Genomic DNA, 21,228 nt, shown 5'->3' on the forward strand with positions numbered 1-21,228 from the left:
ATTCACCACCCAAGCCCAGCCTTTTTGCCATTAGGCCTAAAGGCTATCCAATATCGTCACGAAGGATAGATAGGCGTGCAAAGAAAAAAGAACCATGGCGTTTTGTTAGGGTATCAATATCCACAAAAGTTAGTGAACTGGCGAGAAAAGATTACCCAACGTATTCCCATTGAGCCCGAGCAAGACCCCCTTGAACCCTTTATGGAGGTTACGGAAGACGCGTTGGCCGTGCGCGATTCTCTGCATAATTTGCGCTTGCCCTATTTAGTGCCGTTAGTCATTGCCCTGTGGTTTATAGTTTTTAACGTTGTGGGTGATATAAAACCCAATTCTGCCTCTATAATTACAGCACAAAAGAGAGTTGTGTATTACACAAATAAGCAGGCAAGGGGCGAGTATTTTAATGATTTTCATCAGAAAACATATAACTACTATAACGCTTGGTTCGATTCGGATGGTGACTTTTCTATCTTTTCCTATGGTATTGCCATATTTAAGTATGGTTCAGACATTGACCGAAAATTTTTCATCACAGATCTCGTAGTTTCTGGTGTCTCACTCAGTTTGGCCATATTGTTCAGTTTTGTTCTGTTTAAAATGCCAAGGCCGGCTGATATCTATTTCGACCGAAAGCGAGGGATTGTTTACACTTGGTCGTCTGGTCGTATTGGCGCTTGTCGGTTTGAGAACTTGGGCTTTTTAGAACACCGAACAGGGCTGCACTTGTACCTATATTGGGAAAAGGGAGGCGGTCAAGTTGGCTATTGCACAGAGGCGACCGTTATCCAACCTACGGGTAAGATCACGTTAAATAGAGAAAAAGATAACGACTATTTCCTTGCACAAATATTCAATTATATGGACAAAGGCCGAAGTGCAATCATCACAGAGGCGGAATTTTTTAGAGAACGCCCCATGACTTATTTTCGTTTGGACAAACGCCCAGAGCGGTTCGAAGAGCGATTAGAAAAAATCCTCGAGTTGGAGGAAGAGCTTCCCCTGATGTACGGCAGAATACAAATACCTAATTAATAGGCGGACAGGTCGCTATAGGTTGAATTGTCGTCAGTTTTTAACCGTCAATGCCAGTGACATCAAGCCGATTATTCGACATTGTAGACGTTGATATGCACCAGTATTACCAAGCAAACTCAAATAGAAATAGGAAAAAGGTTTGAGTGACGATTGGCTCACTGTTCGCAGGTTATCAACCAGTTCAACCATTCAGCGTGTTTTATAATGTTAAAGATATTAATTCTCATTGGTGAATTTGTTAGGATAGGCCACTTCTAACCCACTATGATTGAGAACCACGATGACGACAGGTAAGTCCACGGAACGATCTTCTAATGCGTTTAGTCGGATCAGTAAAGTACTGTCGTTCATTCATCAGCACATCAATGAGCCGTTATCCCTAGATGATATTGCCCGTCAAAGCTGTTGGTCACGCTGGCAACTGCAACGAGTATTCCAGACAGAAACAGGTATAGCGGTAGCGACTTATGTCCGAGAACTCAAGCTCAGTCAGGCAGCAGAAAGGTTGATAGATACTTCTGATAGGGTGATTGATATCGCTCTAGAGCTCGGCTTTAGTTCAGAAATTAGCTTCAGTCGTTCGTTCAAGCAAGTGTTTGGCCTTAGCCCTCGAGCGTATCGTAAACAAGGGCTCCGAACCGGTTTGCTCAAGCCCATTGAGGTATCTCGACGTGCAACGCAAGAGGCCAGCCCGCATTTTGTTGAAGTCAGAGTGGAGTCCAAAAATGCATTTCTCCTCAAAGGACTCCATGAAGACATTAATGGGTTATTCTCCCTTAACCCTGACTTCCAACAAAAAGTCCCGGCGTTGTGGCATCGACTAGAGCAAACCCTGCCAAGTGAAGCTGACCGTTCTCTTGCCTTGACCGGTGTGATTGATATTACCCAAAGCCAGTTCGACGGCAGTAACATCCAATATTGGGCTGGAGTGGAGTTAACCGATGACCTGTTGCTGCCTCAATTACCTTCTGTTATCTCTTCTGAACTTAGTACCTTGGGGGTGCCCTCGCAAACATACGCTGTGGTCAAACATCGTGGCCCAGTGGTGTATTTACCCAAAACACTAGAGTGGTTCTTGCTCAATTGGTTACCTCACTCTGGTTATCGGGGTATTGATGGTTACGAACTTGAATGCTATCCCGCCAATTACCATCAACAAGATCCCCATGCTGTCATGGAATATTGGATCCCAGTTGAACGGCTCTCACCGTAATCTTTAGTGATGGTTTTATAAATTAATTTGGTAAAGATGCACCAAATTGTTAACTTTCCTGTTTCTCAGGTTTGTAGAATGCAAATGAGATTTATTCTTAATAATAAAAAGCATTGGTACTTGAGGGACACATGACAACTCCAACAAATTTTAAGCGCTCAACACTTGCTGTAGCGCTGCTTACCGCCTTTTCAGCCTCCGTTATGGCTGCGGATGAAGTCAGTCAAGAGACAACGGAACTAGAAACCATCACTGTGATGGGTAAAGCCTACCGTAATACGGCGACCAAAACATCGTTAGAACCGGAAGAAACACCTCAAAGCATCGCTATTGTTGAAGCAGAGCAGCTTGAACAGCGTGGTGTGACTTCCATCAATCAAGCACTGCGATACGTTCCTGGTGTCGCCACTGAGAACCGAGGTAGCTCGGTGACCATGTTTGATGATTTCACCCTCCGTGGTTTCCAGACAAAAAACCTCAATTACTATGACGGCTTGTCATTACTTTATCTAACGGGTTGGAATTTACAGCCTCAGGTAGATCCAATTGCTCTCCAGCAAGTGGAGATATTTAAAGGCCCAACGTCGGTACTCTACGGCGCGATGCCTCCTGGCGGTATGGTCAACTTGATAGCCAAAACACCCCAACAGGAAGCTTCAACCACAGTAGATGTTGCTACCGGTTCAAGAAACCTGATGCGAGCATCGATAGATACGACAGGTCAAATTGGTGACAGTGATTTCTCCTATCGCTTAATTGCACTGGCACGTAAACAAGACAGCCAAGTGGATAATGCCGAAGAAGAGCGTTACGTGTTGGCTCCAAGCTTGGATTGGCAGGCAACAGACAAAACCTTGATCAACGTTAATGTTTATTATCAGAATGATCCTTCAATGGGGATTAACTCTTCTATGCCGCTTGAGGTATTGGAAAAGAGTGCTCCGTCGGTGTCGATGGGGGATGTGAGCTGGAGTCAGTTTGAGCGTGAAGTCTTAATGGTGGGTTACAAGATCAACCACGAATTCAATTCAAACTGGACGTTCCTACAAAATGCTCGCTTCACCGATGCCAGTTTGTATCAAGAGAACACCTACCATACAGCCGGCCTAAACGTTGATGGAACCCTGACACGAACGCCTTATTCGACAGACGAAGAGCTCAAAGGATTTGTGATGGATAACCAAGTGTCTGGCACGGTCGATATAGCGGGTATTGAAAACAACCTGCTATTTGGTATCGACTACCAGTCTATGGATGGCAACACGGTGTATTCTGATTACAGTGTTGCCGCGACCAGTGGATTCGGAAAGTTTGATCCGCTCAACCCAAACAACAATCTGTTGGATCGTGATGATCTAACCAAATCGAGTGAAGCTCGGGATGACAGTGACGCAAAGCAACTCGGCCTCTACTTCCAAGATCAGGTTCGTCTTGATCAACTGGTATTGATTGGTGGTGGTCGCTTCGATCAGTACGAGTCAGAAAGCGTGTACTATTCGACAAAGTCTGATCACAATCATTTCACGTATCGTGTCGGCGCGCTGTATGAGTTAGAGAGTGGTCTGTCACCGTTTGCAAGCTACGCGACCAGTTTTGAACCCGCACCAGGTGTGGACAAAAACAACAAGTCGTTTGACCCTGAAACGGGCGAGCAAGCGGAAGTCGGTGTGAAATACATGTCATCGGATATGTCTAAAACAGCAACGGCATCGTTTTTCCATATCACCAAGAAGAACATGTTAATGACGGATCCAAGCAACGTATATGGTCCTCGTATTCAAGTGGGAGAGGCGGTGTCTCAGGGGATAGAGTTGCAAGGTCGTTGGTATGCATCCGAGAGTCTGGATATTGCGGCATCCTATACCTATCTTGATATGGAAATTACCCAAGATTCGGGCAATGACCTAGAAGGCACTACGCCAATTTATGTCCCAGAGCACAGTGCCAATCTCTGGGCAAACTACAAGGTGTCTACTGGCCTATTGACGGGGACTCGTATCAGTGGTGGTGCACGTTATGTGGGTGAAATGGAAAGGAATGCGACCAACACTCAGGGCAAAGTGCCATCGTACACCGCGGTAGATATGTCTGTTGGGTATGATTTAGGTCAGGCAAGTGAATCTCTTACCGGAGCAACGGCGAACGTAATTGTGAACAACGTTTTTGATAAAGAATACTACGCCTGCTACGACAAATATAACTGCTGGTTTGGTGCAGAGCAGTCTATTGAAGTCAACGTTAAATACGAGTTTTGATCGCTGTTTATCAAGAAAAAAGCCAGTCAGCTTAACTGACTGGCATTAGTCAGATTGCCTCACCTGTTAAAGCAAATTATCATCACCTGAACCTATCCCGTTCGCCACGTGACACGACACTACGAACATAGACCGCTAACGTATGACGAGCTTTTCAATGAAAGATGCCACTATTACTCCACAGATACAGCAGGCACCGGAAGCGGTGAAAACTGTTCTGAAACAGTTTAACAGCTACGACGAACCATGCTTGGTGTTACTGTATTGCGATGCCGAACAAGAGGTGGTGAATGCCGCCTTTAAACAAGTGCTTGAACAAAACCGTTGTGAAGCCTCCAACTGGATTAGTCTTGAGAAGCATCTTCGCTTTTGTCACCTGTTCTGCAATTACCAAAACGCTAATTTTTTTGCTTTTGATTTGACAGATATCCTGAGTCAGCAAGGTTATCAAGCCAAAGTATCGCTGTTTCGACATCATTGCCTCTGTCAGCCCGAAGATACCTACCGATGGAACGTTACCCAATTGCTGGACCTGTTGGAAACAGACGATCTCGTTGCGATTAATGATTTTTGCGATACTCGCCATTGGCAAGGTATCAGTCAGTACATCGACGCAGACCGAGAAGCCCGCGTTATCGCAGAAGAAGGGGAAGATGAGGCTGAAGTTCTCTCTCCTGATCCTCACGGTGAGGAAATCCCGGCGCCTTTGCAGCAGATATCTCCTTTCATCCTTCACCTCCCTCAGGGAGAAGCGCTGTGGCACTACGTGCTAACCGGAGAGTTTGATGCTCCGATGCCATTAGAAGAATGCCTGCTTGATCTAGATTCGGTCTTAGTGGTCTTACATGCCAAAAAACATAGTCCTAGCTTTTACCGCCACCTCCTTCGCACTTGTGATTATGATAGTGTGCCGCCACCACAGCATGAGATCTTAGCGTGTTTGAGTGATGCATTAAGACCGCTGTACCAAGTGTTGTTAGCCGAACTGCATGACCAGCATCATCAAGACTGCTTTTTACGTGTATTGGATATTTTCTTCCACCTATTCGACCAGCAAGACTTGCCAAATGTCTGGCGGGAGATCCTGACTAAAGACGAAGAGACGGCGTGTCTCAGTGCTTTAGAATTTGAGCGTAGATACACCCAACCAAGTGAGGCTCTAGATAATGCGATCTGCCCGAGGGCCAAAAGGAACATTGATCACATCATTGATTCACTGGATCATTTCTATACGTGTGATCACGACGAATATCAAGAGATAGAGCGCGTATTTGGCTCAAATCGTCATGCATTTGACCACCAGCAGTGGCAGCGCGACGAGGAAGAACAGCAAACAAGATGTCGTTTAATCGGCGCGATTTTACTTAATTTGAATCACGATGTAGAGCTGTTTGATGGTGATACCGATGCGCTACTTAAATGGGTCAGTGATGGCCTGCATCAGGATGTTTATAGTGAGATTAAGCGTCATTGTGGTCGCCAACCGGAGCATTTGCAAGCATGGCTAATCAACGAAAGCAATAATGGGTTTACTGCGCTTGTTGAGGAGCTGAGCTCAATACTTAAGCACGAGATGGATAGAGATGCTAAATCTGAACTCGGCGTTATCCAGCCGAAATATGATATTTTCTCGTCAATCGCTCCATTCCGTCTCATGCTAGCGACCTGTTACTGGCTCTATAAGGCCAATCAGGATTCGTTTGCCAAACGCGTCATTCTACTGAGTATGGAGTTAGCGCCACAGGCGACTATCGAGAGTATGTCTCGCCTTTATCGAAACGGTTTCCAAGGGTTTGCCTTACCCGAACTACGGCGTACTTTCCTTACGACTTTACATGAGATGGGGGTACCTGATGCTGACCTTAGTGCCTTTCACATCAGTATCGCCGTCCAATATGATGAAAGCGAGTTGGAGGCCTTGGTCCACCGCTATGTGGAATGCGACCACAGTGAGCGAAATCGATGGAACTTGGCGATCAATAAGCTTGGCTCCTATGAGCGTGATTACTTCTACCTTAACGTCCATCGCTTACACTCGGAGATCAGCACGCCATTACGTGATTTTCGCCCAACGGTTGTCCGTGAGCTCATGTCTGTTGTGGTCAAAGACGGACATGATGTTGATGTCCACACCCTTGCTGATGCCGCGCTTCGCTTCTTAGATGGTGAGTTGAGCTTTCGTTGCTACCAGCGCCTCACTCATGAGTACGTGGATGTTGAACAGTTTGATCTTCCACCGTACTGCTACAGAAAAAACGCGCCTAAGATTTTGCCGCAGATCCTTGTAGACCCCGACCTCACCAGCCAGCTACGTTGGATACAATTGTTCTGCTGTCAGTCCACGGCCCTAAAATTCATTGGGTTGACGTTTTTCCGTCGTCACTCAACACACAACAACCCGTTGCAAACCCAACTGCTAGAACAGGTGTTCTTTGAGCAGCTTTTGCATGAAGATGCCTTATCATTTTCCGATCGCCAAACGATCGAACTTGACGATTTGACGCCCGAGTGGCTCGAATATTGGCATCAATATCAGCGACAAATGGCCCGCAAAATCAAACGCCTATAACCCCTACAGGAGGAAATGACCATGATAGATATGCAGGGCATTTTGAGTGAGTATCTGCCACTTCAACTGATCCATGTTGGTGATGTGTATGCCGACAAAGACGGTGACCCCGATGCGTGGTTAAATGAGTATGACTTCACCTGGCAGCCGATTAGTGACAACCGCTCACATCCACATCTCTTTCTTGGTGAAGAAGTGGTGTGTTTTGAGCCTGAAAGTGACCAAGATAAAGCTGAAAATCTAAACCGACGCACAGGTGGTCAGCCCCTTCGGATGCCCAAAATTTCAACCTGTTCTGGTCAATACACGTTATTGTTGGACAATGAACTCGCCGCCGAGCTCGAGTTTTCTGACAAACTAGGCATTACGTTTTCAGCAGCCGAGGTGCGTGATGCAGCGGGCCACTTGCACACTGATTTCACGGCGCTATCATTCCATAAGGTATTGTTTCACCATCGTTTTGAAACTCGTTTTCGCCACATACCAAGCGCACAGCGCTTATTGGTGTGTATTGAGCTCAATCAGTCGTCATCGACGTTTTTGATCCACCAATCCTTACTTGAACGCTGGCAACAAAAAGGCGTTGAAGAAGTGAACTATGATATTGCTCCTGAACATCAAAGCCTGAAAAAGCTGATGGAGAAAGACCATTATTGGGGCTATTGCACGCGTTGGTTTACCAACCTAGACGATTTCCAACAAAATCGTCATGGACATATTGATGATCAGGTTTAGGAAAAGCGTGCGTATGGTGGTTATTGGGCTATCTCAAAGTCGGGATCCTGCTCCAATTAGAAGGCTAAAAGCAGAGACTTATCACTGATTGATCAGGCTCCTAAAGTGGTTTTGCTACTAATTAACACGTAAGTTTTTTATTTAACAACTACTAAGACTCGATTTTTTCTGTGATTGATGATGTCGATTAGGCGATGTACATCGACTCTGGTCACCACGAATGTATCAGATAGGGTGAGGCAGCGGCGTTGGTAGTGCGCTGCTCACCTTAACAGGGCTACATCGTCTATGGCTGAACGATTCGATCTATGGTTACCGTCACTTTAGGCGCAATGATCAACACCATGGTAGGCACTAAAATCATTGTTATTGCAAGAGTTTGCAACCATAAGGGCAATTGAATATCTAAGGTTGAAAGTGTAAATATCACCAGTGTGACAATCGGATAAATACACACCCAAGTTAACAAGATCCTCAATAACTTTTTCTTCATCGTGGGACCATTAATTTGTTGATTTCATTGAAATAGCCAGGAAGAATTTCCGATAAGCAGGTCCCCCCTTTTTTGGTTAGTGCTATCTTCTTAGCTCTTTTATCGGTTGGATCGCTACTTGAAGTGAGTAAGCCATCGTCAATCAACTTTTTTAATGCTCTTGTCAGTACAGGCTTGGAAACATCTAAGCGTGATGCTATTTCATGCGCATAGAGGCTCGTTCTGTCGGGTTCGCGATCGATTACAATCAGTATTAAAAACTTCAGCTGCGAAAGATCATGGGAAGAAAAATAAGTTTCTAGATTTCTCACTAGAAGGCTTGCTTGTCGCATGATGCTAAGCGCTTCAGCGATGGAGTTCTTCTCGTTGCTAGTTAAATCACTGGTGTATTTATCAAGCATGGCTTTGGTTGGAAGTTCCTTTAGAAAAAACATACCTTACCTTTAGGCGAGTTTAACAAGTTTAGTGATTTCAGGGGGGTCGCTAACCAATCACCGTAGGCCTTAAAAACCGCTTTTGTATAGTCCATGTCATGGTGAAGTTGCAACGCACTGTCATCCCTCCACTCCTCATACAAACATAAACTGCCCGCTTTATCCTCATGGAGCGTGAACTCTAAGCAGCCAGGTTCATTTCGAGTCTGCGATATAATGTCTTTAATCGCTTGCTTTGATACCTCAAAGTACTCGGGCTTTGGTGTGATCTTGGCGAAGATAAACGTATGTTCATTCATCAATAATTTCCTCATTAGCTATTTAGTTAGCATGATAACTATATGGCTAATCAGGTCGCTTGACAAGATCGATACAAGAATTAAATAGGATTTATTACGCTTGGCATGTTTAACTTATGGTTGAACATTGCGGCGTTGGGGCGAGTTTCTCTAATCCACTTTTGAGTCACAGTCGGTGGCGCTAGCATAAAAAATGCCCCGTGTGTAAACACGGGGCATGGATTTAAGTGAGGGGAATAAGCAAATTAAGCGTTGGCTTTTTTCAGATGCACTTTTTCTTCTTGCTCACCCGCCATTGGGTCGTTGAAGCGCGACTCATCCAGAGCACCCTCCGACTTAGCGACGATAACCGTCACTGCGCTGTCACCTGTGATGTTCACAGCAGTACGGATCATGTCTAATAGGCGGTCAACACCCATGATCAGAGCGATACCTTCGAGTGGTAGACCAACTTGGTTAAGCACCATCGCGAGCATCACTAGGCCGACACCCGGCACACCTGCTGTACCGATAGAAGCTAGCGTTGCCGTTAAGATCACCATCAGGTAATCACCCATGGTTAGGTCAATGTTGAACGCTTGAGCAATAAAGGCAGTCGCGACACCTTGCATGATGGCCGTACCATCCATGTTCACAGTCGCGCCGAGTGGCACAGTGAACGAAGAAATACGGTTATCAACACCCATGCGATTCTTAACCGTTTCCATCGTGACAGGAATTGTCGCGTTAGAAGATGCGGTTGAGAAGGCAAACATGATGGCGTCTTCCATCTTCTTCAAGAAGGTGATTGGGTTAAGACCTGTAAAGCCTTTCAGCATCAGGCTGTAGGTGACCAGGCCATGAATCACGAGCGTACCTGCTAGAACTAGGAAGTACTCCGCTAAGTTGAGAATGGCACTCAGACCTAGACCTGTGAACAGCTTCGCCATCAGGAAGAATACACCGTAAGGGGCTAGGTTCATGAGTAGCGCAACCAGCTTCATGATCACTTCGTTAAGGTCAGCAAAGACGGCGGCAATACGCTCACCCGGTTTGCCCGCAGCACTGATCGCGATACCAAACAGTACAGCAAATACGATGACCTGAAGGGTTTTTCCTTCCGCCATTGCGCTGATCGGGTTGGTTGGGAACATGCCGATAATGACTTGGCCCAGAGACGGTGCTTCTGCGGATTGGAATGAACTCGCTGCGGTTAGATCGGCACCAGCACCGGGCTGAAATAGGTGACCCATAGTCAGCGCCAACGTAATCGCAATCGCGGTCGTAGTAATATAGAAGGCGAGTGTTTTACCACCCATGCGACCTAGGGTAGATAGGTCTTTCAGTGAGCTTGTACCACAAACCAGTGAAACAAACACCAGTGGGACAACAAGCATTTTTAAGCTGGCAACGAAAATCTGGCCACCAACTTCAAACAATCCATTGACGATGTATGTGTCGACAAATCCGTTGTCGGCAAAAAGGCTGCGAATCGCAAAACCTGTCAAGATACCCGCAACCATACCAATAATTACTCGGCTGGTTAACGACATTGGTTTCTTGGTATTCATAGTGAACACTCCTTATAGTTATGCACCTTGAGTTCACTTCAAGGCGAGCAGGAGGTTATCAGTCGAATCGAAAAATACGAACGTAAAATGCGTTGTCAGATTTGTAGATGTGATCTTTATCACTAGAGAGCGCTAGTTGTTAACATTTTGATAACAATATTAATTACATGTCTTGCCTGAGTGTTTTCAGATTTCACATCTTAGCCCGTTGGTGTTAAAAAAAACGTCATTCTCATTACATGCGATATTGGGTGCATATCAAGATCAGATAATTTATTGCGTGCATAGATAATCAATAGTTATGCACTTTTAAGTTTGCCTCATTGAGCGCTAGCGAGTCTTTTTCTTCGATATGACGTAAGCTCCTCTTTCGTCATCACGGGTTTCTCGTGCGCTGAGCGTGTAACGAAGATTTATCGTTTAAATTGTTACCTTTAAAATGATGCTGACTGCATATTCAACATGTTTCTCGCGGCTTTAACCGTGAATTTAGCCTATAACACCAATTTACCTAGTAATGTTCCCCTTAGCATAGAAGCTCGGCGTCAGAGACTACACCAAAATAAAGGAATAATTACAATGTCAGAGCTAAGCTATGCCAACAGAGGAGCGACCGGAAATGGCCTTCCTATGGTACTTAATAAGTACAATTCGTTCCCACATCACCCTGTTAATAGAAGTGGAGCAGATTACCCTCTGCTCGGTTTATCCCCCTCAATAAAGAGAATCCAAAGTCAGATTGAATTTGCGGCCAGAACCAACTATCCGGTATTTATCAGCGGAGAGATAGGGACTGAAAAACGTTCAATTGCCTCGCTTATTCATCTCAACCGATTGGAGGGTAAGGGCCGCTTTATTCTTATTCCACCAACCATCCACAATCAATCACAATTTAAAGCGTACCTTGAGAGTAGTTTAAATCGAGCCAAGCAAGGCACCTTATATCTCTCTGAAGTCGATGTTCTGCCACAGGAAAAAAAGGATTACCTGACCACCTTATTCAGTCAGGAGGAATTTCAAAGTTGCTTGACTGAAAAAAAGGTCCAGCTGATCGTCTCCTGTACCGAACCGATCAACAGTACGCAAGTAAATCGGCAATTTTTGGCGAAGTTACTCGGGACAGAGGTGCCGCATCTAGAGCTTTATATCCCGCCAGTTAGAGAGCGCAAGCAAGACCTGCTTATTCATATTGATCATATACTTAATAAAATTCAGTCTTTCACCACAACGCAATTGACACCTGAAGCGACTCAGCTGCTTTACAACTACCATTGGCCGGGTAACGTCGAGCAATTGCAGCGCGTCGTTGTGACTTTGGCGTCCTGTTGCGATCACCACATTGACGTGGAAGACATTCAGAGTCTCGACCTCTTCCCTGAAAATGAAACCGTCGACATTGTTGCAGCGTTGTTAAATAAAGAGTTCGGCGGATTCCGTCATCTTCACCCAGGCTTACTTAAAGCGCTCAATTACATGAGCGAGAACTTCACCGAAGAGCTGACGTTAGCCGATCTCTCCAACGCGGCGTTTACCAGCCAATCTCATCTTTCTTATTTATTCCGACAACACATTGGCTTGTCCTTCAAATCCTTGTTGGTGCAAGTGCGAATTCGCTACGCCAAGCAACTCATTGATGACGCTCCAATGATGAAGGTCACCGAAGTATGCTTGCAATCTGGGTTCGGCGACCTGAGTCATTTCGAAAAAATGTTTAAGAGAAATGTCGGTTGTACGCCGCGCCAGTACCGACAGAAGGAACGAGAAAAAGCGCGCCGGTTTGCGCCGAACTAAGTTGGTGAAAAGGCGGCAATTCTTGATGGATTCGACCAAGTTATTAAGCCGCCTTGTTCTTAATATGGAAAGCATAGAGACGAACATCAAGAGCCTCTGAAATGGAAATCAACATCGAGAAAATGCTGAGTCAATTTACCCCGACAACATCGCGCAATATGTACCTCAACATGGTCGCTGATTCGTTAGGCAAAGCATCACAAAATGCGACTCATGCTCAGCAGCAAATTCAGACCATAGTGGTCACCAATACGGCGTTAGGTTCCGGGTTGATTTATTCCATTGCAGCAAAAGGGTCTTAGTCAGTTTTGAGGTGCAATGCGGCACTTCTTAACCAGCAAAGGAGCATTTGATATGCCAGTAAATGATGCGGTCACCGATTCCGTGACGCAAGTAAACACCGAAGTAGTGGGTGACACCCCCGCTGTTGCGAGTGGAAACCTGTTGCTTTCTACCAGTCAGGCAATGGGCATCTCCGCACTCAACAGTACAGGGGCGAACCAACAAGCGACTTTGGTCCACCAGTCTTCGACAGTGCAGGGAGTGAACTCATTGCTCGCTACAGGTACCGCGGTTATAGGCCGTAGTGTCGAACTCATCCTAGAACCTAGCGCAAGCTAATTAACTGAAATTAGGAGCAAATTATGCCAGTTAATGAACAAGTAACAGACTCAGTAACACAGGTGAACACGAAAGTTGTTGGCGAAACACCAGCAATGGCAATGGGTAACCTGTTGATGTCTACCAGCCACGCTTTGAGTAATGCTGCTCACAACGCGACGGCTGCACAGCAGCAAGCACAAATCACTATGCAGGCTGCAACAGTACAGGGTGTGAACTCTTTGATGGCAATCGGTTCTTCGGTCATTGGCCGTGGTGCTGAAGGCATCATCGAAAAAGGCTAATTACAGCCAGGTTGGAAAAACTAATTGTTAACAACAAATAAGGAACGAAACAATGCCAGTTAATGAACAAGTAACAGACTCAGTAACACAGGTGAACACAAAAGTGGTTGGTGAAACTCCGGCAATGGCAATGGGTAACTTGCTAATGTCTACCAGCCAAGCGTTAGGCACGGCAGCTCACAACGCGACAAGCGGCCAGCAGCAAGCTCAAATCACTATGCAGGCCGCAACGGTTCAAGGCGTTAACTCGCTGATGTCTATCGGTTCTTCGGTTGTTGGCCGAAGTGCAGAAGGCATCATCGAAAAAGACTCGTAATGCCATGCGCACCTTTGTCAGCCAGATGGCTGGCAAAGGTGTATTTGAAGGAGATGTGAATGAAAACGGTAAACACACCCCCTGATCAGGCAGAGTCAGCATTCCACGCGGCGAATCAATCTGTGGCTCAGTCCACTGCCATGGCACTTGCGGATGCAACCGACAATCTGCGCAACCTGAACACATTGAGTACCACGGCGATTGGCACAGCGTTAAGCCAACTTCTGGAAACGGGTGATCCTAAGTACATGGACATCATCGACCAGGCACAAAAAGTGGTGACGAATGGTGCCGAAAACTTCGGTGTTGTCGGCGATAAAGTAGCGACCGTGCTGCACGATCGCTCTCAGTAATGATTGCTGTTCTTCTCATTTCCATTTCAGGTTTGTGAGTTCAGCATTCGTTTCAGCGCCTGTTGAAGGCATCTCAAGGAGTGAATATGAAAGAGCAGGATACAAGATTCGAGAACGAGTTCGAACAGGAACTCTCGCAAAACGCGATTGACCAGTTTAATACCTTGCAGGCGTTCTCGTCTCAACCCACCAGCCTATTGGAAACCACATTGGCTGATACGCTGGGCTTGTCGATGCATAACGCCGTCAGTACTCAGCAACAGTCTCAAATGACCACTGCCGCTTCGGTGACGAACGCTTGTGCTCGATTACTGCAGACTCAAACACGGCCAACGGTTGAGGCGAAAGTAGAGCCCAAAACCGAGCCCGCCATCTTTGTCGATGCCAGTCATCGATTAGGCAGAGAGGACGGTGGTAGTGAAGACATTCAGGAAGACGCTGAAGAGAAAAAACGCTCGTTCAGCTTGTTACGTTTTCTGAAGAGAAACAAAGGGAAGAACGATGACCAGCAATGACACCATAAAGTTTGATGTCAATGAGCAGCTCAAGCAGATTGAGTCGTTCACCGAGCGGCAACAACAGGATGTGCAGAAGTTGATTGCAGAATCGCAAAAGCGTTTTGGTTCAGGCCAAGTCAATGACTCCATCGATGAAGTGGAAAGCGCGGTCACGGGTATGTTGGATAATATCGAAGGCCAGCTTGAGCAGGAAATCAGCAAAATTAATCAGCAGTTGCAAGAGCTGCTGCCAAATGAAATTCAATAAGTGAGGTTATCATGCCGAAAAAAGTCAACGAGCAGATCACGGATTCTGTCACGCAAACCAATACTCAAGTGCTGGCGGGATCGCCTGCTAATGCAATGGGTAACCTGTTTACCTCTATGGGATTAGCGATGTCGAACTTGAACAACAATGCCACTTCAGCACAGCAACAGGCAAACATAGGTATGCAGGCGGCGACGGTACAAGGGGTCAACGCACTCACGGCGATAGGCACTGCAGTTTTGGGTCGTGCAACGGAAGCGATCGTCGAAAAAGACGAAGAATAAGCCCCTAGCCAATGTGACTTTGTTGCTAAAAGTACCCGTTGACCCAATGGCCAATTCAGTTAATGACATTGGCCTTTTTTTTCAGGAGTGAGCCATGAGTGATAAAAACAGTGCAGAAGACCTCAAACAAGTGACTGAGATGATCGACCAACTGACAGAATCCGCCATGTCAGACACCATGGGTCTGCATATGCAAAACGCCGTGACTATACAGCAAGGCATGCAGGCGATTAGCAACGCTTCCACTTCGACAGCGTGCGCCTTGATCCTCAAAAAAGGCGGCTAACGGGTAAGCGCCAATGTCGAATGAGAGCACGACTGACAAGGCCAAACAATCGGTCGCTCAATCTACCGCCATTGCAGTGCAAGACGCTGCTGACAACTTGCGCAATCTCAATACCATCAGTACCACCGCTATCGGTGTTGCTCTTTCCGAATTGCTCGCCACTGGCGACCCCAAATATGTTCAGGTGATCGAACAAGCTCAGAAAATCATGGAAAAAGGCACCGCTAACTTTGCCGAATTAGGTGACAAAGCGGCTAGTGTGGCAAAGAAGTTTGGTTAGCGGGTACACAAGCAATAATGACAAAAAGGTGTCGTTATCCTTTTAGCCAATATTGTGCCGTCATGGATAGGGTGGAGTGTCAACTCGCTGAAGGCAAAACATCAATTAACGCCTAAGCCACAAAGAAACCTAGGTTAAGCTGAGAATGGCATATTAATACCTTGTAGAGTCTGGATTGGCATTCGAAAGGTAGGAAAGTCAATGCGAATTTTAGATATCGTTGTCATTGTCTGGTTAAGCTTTTTAACGCTTTATCAGTTCAATACGTTATTCCAACTGTTTGTTGATGGTTGGTTATAGAACAAGCCCATAGAGAGCCGTCTCTATGGGCTTTGACTTTATACGGGCTGACCTGATGAGTGATTATCAAGTCTTCTACAACACTCGCAAACATTGCTCTGGGGGAAGACTTAGCAGCGTGTTGGCGAAGTGAATTTTTTCATCACGCCACTTCAGCCCAGCTTCTGGACTTTCCTTGGAGCGTCTGTCCGCTTCAAAATAACTGTGTCTTGGTAAACCATCGGCAGGTGTCATGACCATAGACTGCTCATTGACTCGCATCGTAAACAAGAATTGACCTCGTTGACCCGATTGTGCGCCTGGATGGTGCAAGGTGGTATCGCAGCAGTAGCGCTTATCACGCAGTGCTCGGCAGGTGTATTCAAAGGCATCTTGTGTGCCGCGACCGGGGAAGGCGGTATAGATACTGATGCCATCTCGTTGCAAGACTTCACTACCCGCTCCGAGCTGAACGGCGTATTGAACCAGCCTGAACCCTAATACCAAACCACCGACACTGTTGATACCGCTGTATTGAATCGCGCCAGCTAAATCTAGGCACAGACGGTCATCGTTTTCATACAGGTAAAGCTGCGGTGAAACCCATTCGCTTTGAGGAATAAGCAGCTCAGTGATGTCAGGTTGATTCATGGTGGCCTCCGCCGTCAGTTGAAAATCATCAACACAATAATTTATACGAATGAAAATCATTATCAATAATTGAAAGGAAAAAATTTGCTTTGAGTTCAATTTAAATCCGCCATGTTCAGACCAGATGGAGCGACGGGAAAAACCAAGAATATCCACCATTGTTTCGCCTCGGTTTCACATCGGTTTACCACAGTATTGAGGTCTTCACCCCGTTAGAGTGGAGCCAGCCGTGCGTCTTGCTACCCGCTCAACGTTTGAGCTGTGATGAGTCAACACACGTCACATACAGGCGCGCTTCCAACCTTCCATTCAGTTAACAGGAATTTAAGATGCCAATTAATGCCATTCAACAAAAAGCACGTGAAATCAAACGTCGTATCGATAGTGAAATTACCGAAAAGTTTCTTGAAGTTGTGGCCGTGCCCACGGAAGCTGCTGCGTTAAGGGCCGACACCGAGCTGCGTACAAAAGCCGGGCTTAACACCAATAATATCTATTACCACTATTTAAAAGGGGGGCTGCATTAACCAAATTGGACACAGGTGGGCACCCCACCAGTGATTGGGATTTTCAGGTGATGCCGGACTTGGCCACCTATACCAAGTGGGCAACAGCTGCTAATCCAAACGCGGAGCTGGATACCGTCCACAATGCCATGGTCGAAGTCCTTGAGGATGCCGCGCGAGCTCTAACCGCGGGTGTCGCGCCAAATACTGTCACTGCCGCGATGAACACCACAATGAACAACTGGTTGAACGGTGAATTATTGGAGATCATTGAAAATGTCATCCGAGAGGAGACGGGGCTTGTTGGGCCAATAACGGTGGCTTATCGAGATAACCAAAGTCGATGCTATCAGGTCGGCCGAGACATGCGTTACTTACCTGAATGGGATATGCGCAACCATCGTTTGTTCAACAACAACAGCCAGAGAATTGAATTTGGTGTGGGTGATACGGTTTCCCACGCAATGACCAATAACATCAGCGGGTATGGCTTTCAGCCGCAGTGCACGCCCACCATTTATGTCAACCATACCATCCCCGGCTTTTTGCTCTACCGTTTGGCCATTGTCTATGACTTCAGGATCACCCATGGCGGCAATAACGAGGATATCCGATTTAAATCTGAAGTCGTTGATTTATCGACACCACGCATGGGTAACCCTGAATCCTATATTTCAGCTAAGGATGAAGTGACGGTTTTACACGATGACCAAAACGGCGATTTTAAGATCCCGGGTTGGCGTTATATGTTGTTTGAAAACCTGCTGCTGATTGGCGAAATTGAACTAGGGGTGAGTGGTAGCCCACATAAAGAAGCAAAGAGAAAAAAGCGGGCTTCAGCCGCCTTGTTCGCCATTGCCGGTTTGAACAACAACCGAGCCAATCTTAAAGCCCTCGGCAACTCGGCAACCATTCAAGAAATTCCCAACCAGCAAAACGGAACACTCCGAAGAGGTATCGTCCCTCAGATAAAATATGATCTGCTGGGTAAAGTGAACCACTTTGCCGCTTCCGTTAATGAACAAGGACCGACAGATGACGTCATTGGCTACATTAACAAAGCCGTCGAGGGCAATTACGATTTAGCGATCACTGGGTCGGGATTGCAACTGACATCCGCCTGTAATGAAGAGAACGTCAACAAGTTGATGAAGAATCTGCCCAACTTGAAAGCCTGTATTCTGAATCCTTTGACTTTCTCTCAAGTCAATACGGCATTATCCATACTGCTCAAGCCAAAATCGCAAAAGGTCAATCCAAACGATAAATTCAAAGTGATTAACGATGCACTTCTGAGTGCTTGGCTGCAACTCGACAGCAAAGCGTATTTTAAAGATATGGACTTCCCGCTGGGGATGGTCAAACTGACCGTCAATACCAATGCCTATAACGACATTAAAGGTCGAGCGGTTGACCTGAAAAGTAAAAAGTTTGGCACCACTCATATCCACAATGTCCGCGTGATTGAGACATTGAATTCGAAAGAAATTCTGGTGAGTTTCAATAGCCAGATACAACAAGGCATGAATCAGCGCGTACTGAATCAAAACAACCGTGCCCATACGACCTATATCTGTTTTACACTGGATGCCAACCTAGATAACAATAATCCTTCGAACGATTATTACGAAGCCGTGGGGATCGCAATAATGGTCCATGGACCGGACTGGATTCATGTGTGCCATACAAACTGAAGTCTGACAACTGTGAAGATTTATTGGCTATCTATTTGCAAACGATCATGCTGGTTCAAGTGCGCTATCCACTGATGGAGCTCTATCGTCAATTGAAAGATTAAATGTTATCGATGCCAGAAAACAAAAATCCGCCATTAACAGCGGATTTTTTATTGGGACGAAAGCTCCGGTTGAGCAAGTCCGCGACGCAACGGGTGGCCTACTTCAGAATGCGGCTAGCAGAAAACGTGGCTCCCCCTCTTTTTCATATGGCTGAGCCGCGCGATCTGGGTACTGCCCGTTAAGCTAGTATCAAGGACATACGCACACTGAGTGTTGTTGTCGAGTGGCTCGAAGTGCTTGATGTCTTGGCCACTGAAGCTTCCCCATAACCCGACCAGTAGTATCACTTCATCTTGAGGTAAGGATTGACGTAAGGCGGTGACACGTTGGGCATCGTCGTAGAGTTTGTTGCGATCTTTCTTTGACGCCAACTCGTCCTGATGAAGCACATGAAACTCGAACCAAAGGTTTTTACCCGGTGTCGCGATACGCAGATCCGCTTTGGACGCGTAGCGCTTGTCGCAAGGCTCGACGGCAGACGATTTGCTGACAAACTTGAGGTACTCGTCACCGTGTTGATAGGGAGAGGCGAAATGGATGTCTTCGATATTCGAAGACTGAGCCAGTGACAGGCTGAGATCAAGAGTGAGCCAGGAATGAACAAAAGGTTTGGCCTGAGGCATGGCGATGACCTGATTCGCTTTGCTGAAATCGTGCTGACTGGCGAGATGGCTGAGTAGGGATTGCTGAATCATAAGGTTTCTCCGAAAGAGCGATGCGTTCAGAGTATCAATCGAAGTGGGTAAAAACTCGGGATAAGCCAGCATAGAGTAAGTGATGCTGGCGTTAGGTTGGGATTATGCGTTCTCTAGCCAGCGCTGTGCATCATCCAATTCATGGAGATAGACTCTGCTTTGGATGGCATGGTTAGCAAGGTTGTAGTCGTTCAAGAGTTCTGGACGAAAGGCGGTGCCGAGAGACAGGCATTGAATTTGCTGAGAGGGAGAAAAATAACTGAGTTGCTCAGACAAAATATCTGAAAGCTCAGGCTCTTCAATTCCCCCTTCAATGCATGACCACAAGGCTTTGACCACCGGATACATAGGCTTGCTTTTCTGTCTGGTGTCAGTGCTGTTGGCATAGTCTGCCTGCCATTGGAAAGTCGTACCAAACAGGAAGCAGCGAACCGTGTGCATCAGCAGCCAGAAGTGATGTTGAACCTTGGCATCTTGTGTCGTCGCCGACGTCAAATATTGATGCAGCGCGGCGACAAATTTGCTGGTAGCCAAGCTGTCGGCGTTGGTCATGGCCAGTAAGATGGCACGATTGATCTTGCCCGCGTATTTCTCTTCAGCTGTAGGCTGCTTGGGTGGTCGATTGACCTCTCGGGTTTGATAAGAGTAGTGGTAGCGGCCGGAAATCCCCTGCTGTCCGAGTCTGGAACCTCGCTCATTCAGTGCACCACCTTTGAGCCAATCTACATGGCTAAGAGGGTTAATCGGGCGTATCGACATCGGTTTACCAGCTTGTGAGTGTGGTGACCATTGAGGTAGATCGGATGAGCTGTCACAAGTTGGCGGTTCCTCTTGCACTGGGGAGGAAAGAGCCAGATAAGCCAGTTGGTACGCCAGCCGCTGGGCGAGGCCGGGTTCTGCTCCGGCCATTAATGCGGCGCTAAAGGCCGCATAATACATTTGGTCTGATCGCATTAAGAGTCCTCCCGGTTGGGATTATTCAGTGGGTGCGCTGAGGGCTTTAACGTCACTGTTAAACTGCGGCAGCGTTTCGACAAAGCGGTTGATGACCTGTTCTGCGACCGACTCTTTGACCGAAGGCTCACTGATGTAAGTATCCACTTCGGAGCGAATATGTCCGCCGTTTAACGCATCGCGATCCCTCTGATTGACGATGGCATTCACTGCCTGAGCAAAAGCGAACCCATCCGTTTTACTATAAATGCGATGCTGACTGCCTGTGTTGCCAGACTCTGGGTAGCGAGGGGCAGCATAAGACACCATGTAAGGCTGAGTGTTTGGGTCGTTACCGATCAACTCTTCACACGAGAAAAGGACGAAATCGGTCGAACGGTAGTGGTCCATCACCTGATTGCAAATGGGCAGGTCGGCTTCGATGGCTAAGTTGTAGTCGCAGAAGAAGACATCGACACCTGGGATCAGGCTAGAGATCATAGTATCAAACGCGTTTTGCACACCTTCAGGCAGTTCATCTTGCTCTGGAACCTGAGTATAGTTCTGTGATTTCACCGAATAGGAGCTTCGCCAGCGGGCGAGGAGTTGTTTCCCTTTATGCCCGTCTCGATACTTGTAAGCGACCTTATAGCCGCTATCAAAATAATCTTCAACGTCTGGCTGGTCAGTCAGGAAGGCGAAGGTACGTCCGTCAGAAGCTTCGCAAAGGCGAAATAGTAGTTGTCTCATTGGTTTCTCCTGTTGAGTAGTTACCTCCGCAGAATAGGTTTTTCAGGCCTTG

25 protein-coding genes and 1 pseudogene are annotated in these 21,228 nt (G+C 46.6%); 18 read left to right on the forward strand and 8 right to left on the reverse strand.

The genetic code is table 11. From position 1 onward, the window contains the following. Positions 1–75 precede the first annotated feature (75 nt). From KW548_21100 to KW548_21120, 5 genes are all read left to right on the forward strand, one after another. Positions 76–1,032 (forward strand): hypothetical protein, encoded by a 957-nt coding sequence (locus KW548_21100; GenBank protein ID QXX08159.1) that lies wholly within the window; start codon positions 76–78, stop codon positions 1,030–1,032. A gap of 283 nt (positions 1,033–1,315) precedes the next feature. Continuing rightward, entirely contained in the window at positions 1,316–2,248 is a 933-nt protein-coding gene (locus tag KW548_21105) for an AraC family transcriptional regulator (GenBank protein QXX08160.1), read from the forward strand. A gap of 131 nt (positions 2,249–2,379) precedes the next feature. Next, the gene (locus KW548_21110) at positions 2,380–4,503 is read left to right on the forward strand and encodes a TonB-dependent siderophore receptor (GenBank protein ID QXX08161.1); all 2,124 of its coding nucleotides are present in this window, start codon (positions 2,380–2,382) and stop codon (positions 4,501–4,503) included. Between the two features lie 157 nt (positions 4,504–4,660). Beyond that, complete coding sequence (locus tag KW548_21115) at positions 4,661–7,072, forward strand: hypothetical protein (protein QXX08162.1); 2,412 nt, start codon at positions 4,661–4,663, stop codon at positions 7,070–7,072. Between the two features lie 21 nt (positions 7,073–7,093). Next, entirely contained in the window at positions 7,094–7,807 is a 714-nt protein-coding gene (locus KW548_21120) for a hypothetical protein (GenBank protein QXX08163.1), read from the forward strand. Between the two features lie 286 nt (positions 7,808–8,093). Here the strand turns inward: KW548_21120 and KW548_21125 are convergent, their stop codons facing one another. From KW548_21125 to KW548_21140, 4 genes are all read right to left on the reverse strand, one after another. Continuing rightward, on the reverse strand, positions 8,094–8,300 hold the full coding sequence (locus KW548_21125; GenBank protein QXX08164.1) for a hypothetical protein: 207 nt from the start codon (positions 8,298–8,300) through the stop codon (positions 8,094–8,096). Continuing rightward, on the reverse strand, positions 8,297–8,734 hold the full coding sequence (locus tag KW548_21130; protein QXX08165.1) for a MarR family transcriptional regulator: 438 nt from the start codon (positions 8,732–8,734) through the stop codon (positions 8,297–8,299). The genes KW548_21125 and KW548_21130 overlap by 4 nt, the downstream gene beginning before the upstream one ends. Beyond that, positions 8,722–9,033 (reverse strand): antibiotic biosynthesis monooxygenase, encoded by a 312-nt coding sequence (locus KW548_21135; protein QXX08166.1) that lies wholly within the window; start codon positions 9,031–9,033, stop codon positions 8,722–8,724. The genes KW548_21130 and KW548_21135 overlap by 13 nt, the downstream gene beginning before the upstream one ends. Positions 9,034–9,278: 245 nt before the next feature. Beyond that, positions 9,279–10,583 (reverse strand): dicarboxylate/amino acid:cation symporter, encoded by a 1,305-nt coding sequence (locus KW548_21140; protein ID QXX08167.1) that lies wholly within the window; start codon positions 10,581–10,583, stop codon positions 9,279–9,281. 579 nt (positions 10,584–11,162) lie between these two features. Here KW548_21140 and KW548_21145 point away from each other — a divergent pair. The 11 genes from KW548_21145 (at position 11,163) to KW548_21195 (ending at position 15,563) form a co-directional block, all read left to right on the forward strand. Then, positions 11,163–12,374, forward strand: coding sequence for a helix-turn-helix domain-containing protein (locus KW548_21145; protein ID QXX08168.1), 1,212 nt, complete (start codon positions 11,163–11,165; stop codon positions 12,372–12,374). A gap of 101 nt (positions 12,375–12,475) precedes the next feature. Further along, positions 12,476–12,676 (forward strand): RebB family R body protein, encoded by a 201-nt coding sequence (locus tag KW548_21150; GenBank protein ID QXX08169.1) that lies wholly within the window; start codon positions 12,476–12,478, stop codon positions 12,674–12,676. A 52-nt stretch (positions 12,677–12,728) separates the two neighbouring features. Beyond that, positions 12,729–12,995: a RebB family R body protein gene (locus KW548_21155; protein QXX08170.1), complete on the forward strand. Its 267-nt coding sequence runs from the start codon at positions 12,729–12,731 to the stop codon at positions 12,993–12,995. 23 nt (positions 12,996–13,018) lie between these two features. After that, complete coding sequence (locus KW548_21160) at positions 13,019–13,279, forward strand: RebB family R body protein (GenBank protein QXX08171.1); 261 nt, start codon at positions 13,019–13,021, stop codon at positions 13,277–13,279. 52 nt (positions 13,280–13,331) lie between these two features. After that, on the forward strand, positions 13,332–13,595 hold the full coding sequence (locus KW548_21165) for a RebB family R body protein (GenBank protein QXX08172.1): 264 nt from the start codon (positions 13,332–13,334) through the stop codon (positions 13,593–13,595). A gap of 59 nt (positions 13,596–13,654) precedes the next feature. Then, on the forward strand, positions 13,655–13,948 hold the full coding sequence (locus tag KW548_21170) for a RebB family R body protein (GenBank protein ID QXX08173.1): 294 nt from the start codon (positions 13,655–13,657) through the stop codon (positions 13,946–13,948). A gap of 86 nt (positions 13,949–14,034) precedes the next feature. Next, positions 14,035–14,463 carry a RebB family R body protein gene (locus KW548_21175; GenBank protein QXX08174.1) on the forward strand — a complete coding sequence of 143 codons (429 nt, stop codon included), beginning with the start codon at positions 14,035–14,037 and terminating at the stop codon, positions 14,461–14,463. Beyond that, positions 14,450–14,713 carry a hypothetical protein gene (locus KW548_21180; protein QXX08175.1) on the forward strand — a complete coding sequence of 88 codons (264 nt, stop codon included), beginning with the start codon at positions 14,450–14,452 and terminating at the stop codon, positions 14,711–14,713. The genes KW548_21175 and KW548_21180 overlap by 14 nt, the downstream gene beginning before the upstream one ends. An 11-nt stretch (positions 14,714–14,724) precedes the next feature. After that, positions 14,725–14,997, forward strand: a complete 273-nt coding sequence (locus tag KW548_21185; GenBank protein QXX08176.1) for a RebB family R body protein — start codon at positions 14,725–14,727, stop codon at positions 14,995–14,997. Positions 14,998–15,091: 94 nt separating this feature from the next. After that, positions 15,092–15,283: a RebB family R body protein gene (locus tag KW548_21190; GenBank protein QXX08177.1), complete on the forward strand. Its 192-nt coding sequence runs from the start codon at positions 15,092–15,094 to the stop codon at positions 15,281–15,283. A gap of 13 nt (positions 15,284–15,296) precedes the next feature. Continuing rightward, a complete protein-coding gene (locus KW548_21195) occupies positions 15,297–15,563 on the forward strand; it encodes a hypothetical protein (protein ID QXX08178.1) in 267 nt (88 codons plus the stop codon). A gap of 375 nt (positions 15,564–15,938) precedes the next feature. Here KW548_21195 and KW548_21200 read toward each other — a convergent pair whose 3' ends face one another. After that, positions 15,939–16,493, reverse strand: coding sequence for a hypothetical protein (locus tag KW548_21200; GenBank protein QXX08179.1), 555 nt, complete (start codon positions 16,491–16,493; stop codon positions 15,939–15,941). A gap of 329 nt (positions 16,494–16,822) precedes the next feature. Here KW548_21200 and KW548_21205 point away from each other — a divergent pair, with 329 nt between their 5' ends. Both KW548_21205 and KW548_21210 read left to right on the forward strand, forming a co-directional pair. After that, on the forward strand, positions 16,823–17,020 hold the full coding sequence (locus tag KW548_21205; GenBank protein QXX08180.1) for a hypothetical protein: 198 nt from the start codon (positions 16,823–16,825) through the stop codon (positions 17,018–17,020). A 47-nt stretch (positions 17,021–17,067) separates the two neighbouring features. Beyond that, on the forward strand, positions 17,068–18,693 hold the full coding sequence (locus tag KW548_21210; protein QXX08181.1) for a hypothetical protein: 1,626 nt from the start codon (positions 17,068–17,070) through the stop codon (positions 18,691–18,693). A 207-nt stretch (positions 18,694–18,900) separates the two neighbouring features. On the opposite strand, the pseudogene KW548_21215 reads toward KW548_21210, so the two are convergent. From KW548_21215 to KW548_21225, 3 genes and pseudogenes are all read right to left on the reverse strand, one after another. Beyond that, a pseudogene (locus tag KW548_21215) lies at positions 18,901–19,493 on the reverse strand (hypothetical protein). A 102-nt stretch (positions 19,494–19,595) separates the two neighbouring features. Continuing rightward, entirely contained in the window at positions 19,596–20,447 is an 852-nt protein-coding gene (locus tag KW548_21220; GenBank protein QXX08182.1) for a hypothetical protein, read from the reverse strand. A 21-nt stretch (positions 20,448–20,468) separates the two neighbouring features. Next, positions 20,469–21,176, reverse strand: coding sequence for a hypothetical protein (locus tag KW548_21225; protein QXX08183.1), 708 nt, complete (start codon positions 21,174–21,176; stop codon positions 20,469–20,471). Positions 21,177–21,228: the final 52 nt, after the last annotated feature.

It is taken from the genome of Vibrio neptunius (assembly GCA_019339365.1).
Taxonomy (GTDB): domain Bacteria; phylum Pseudomonadota; class Gammaproteobacteria; order Enterobacterales; family Vibrionaceae; genus Vibrio; species Vibrio neptunius.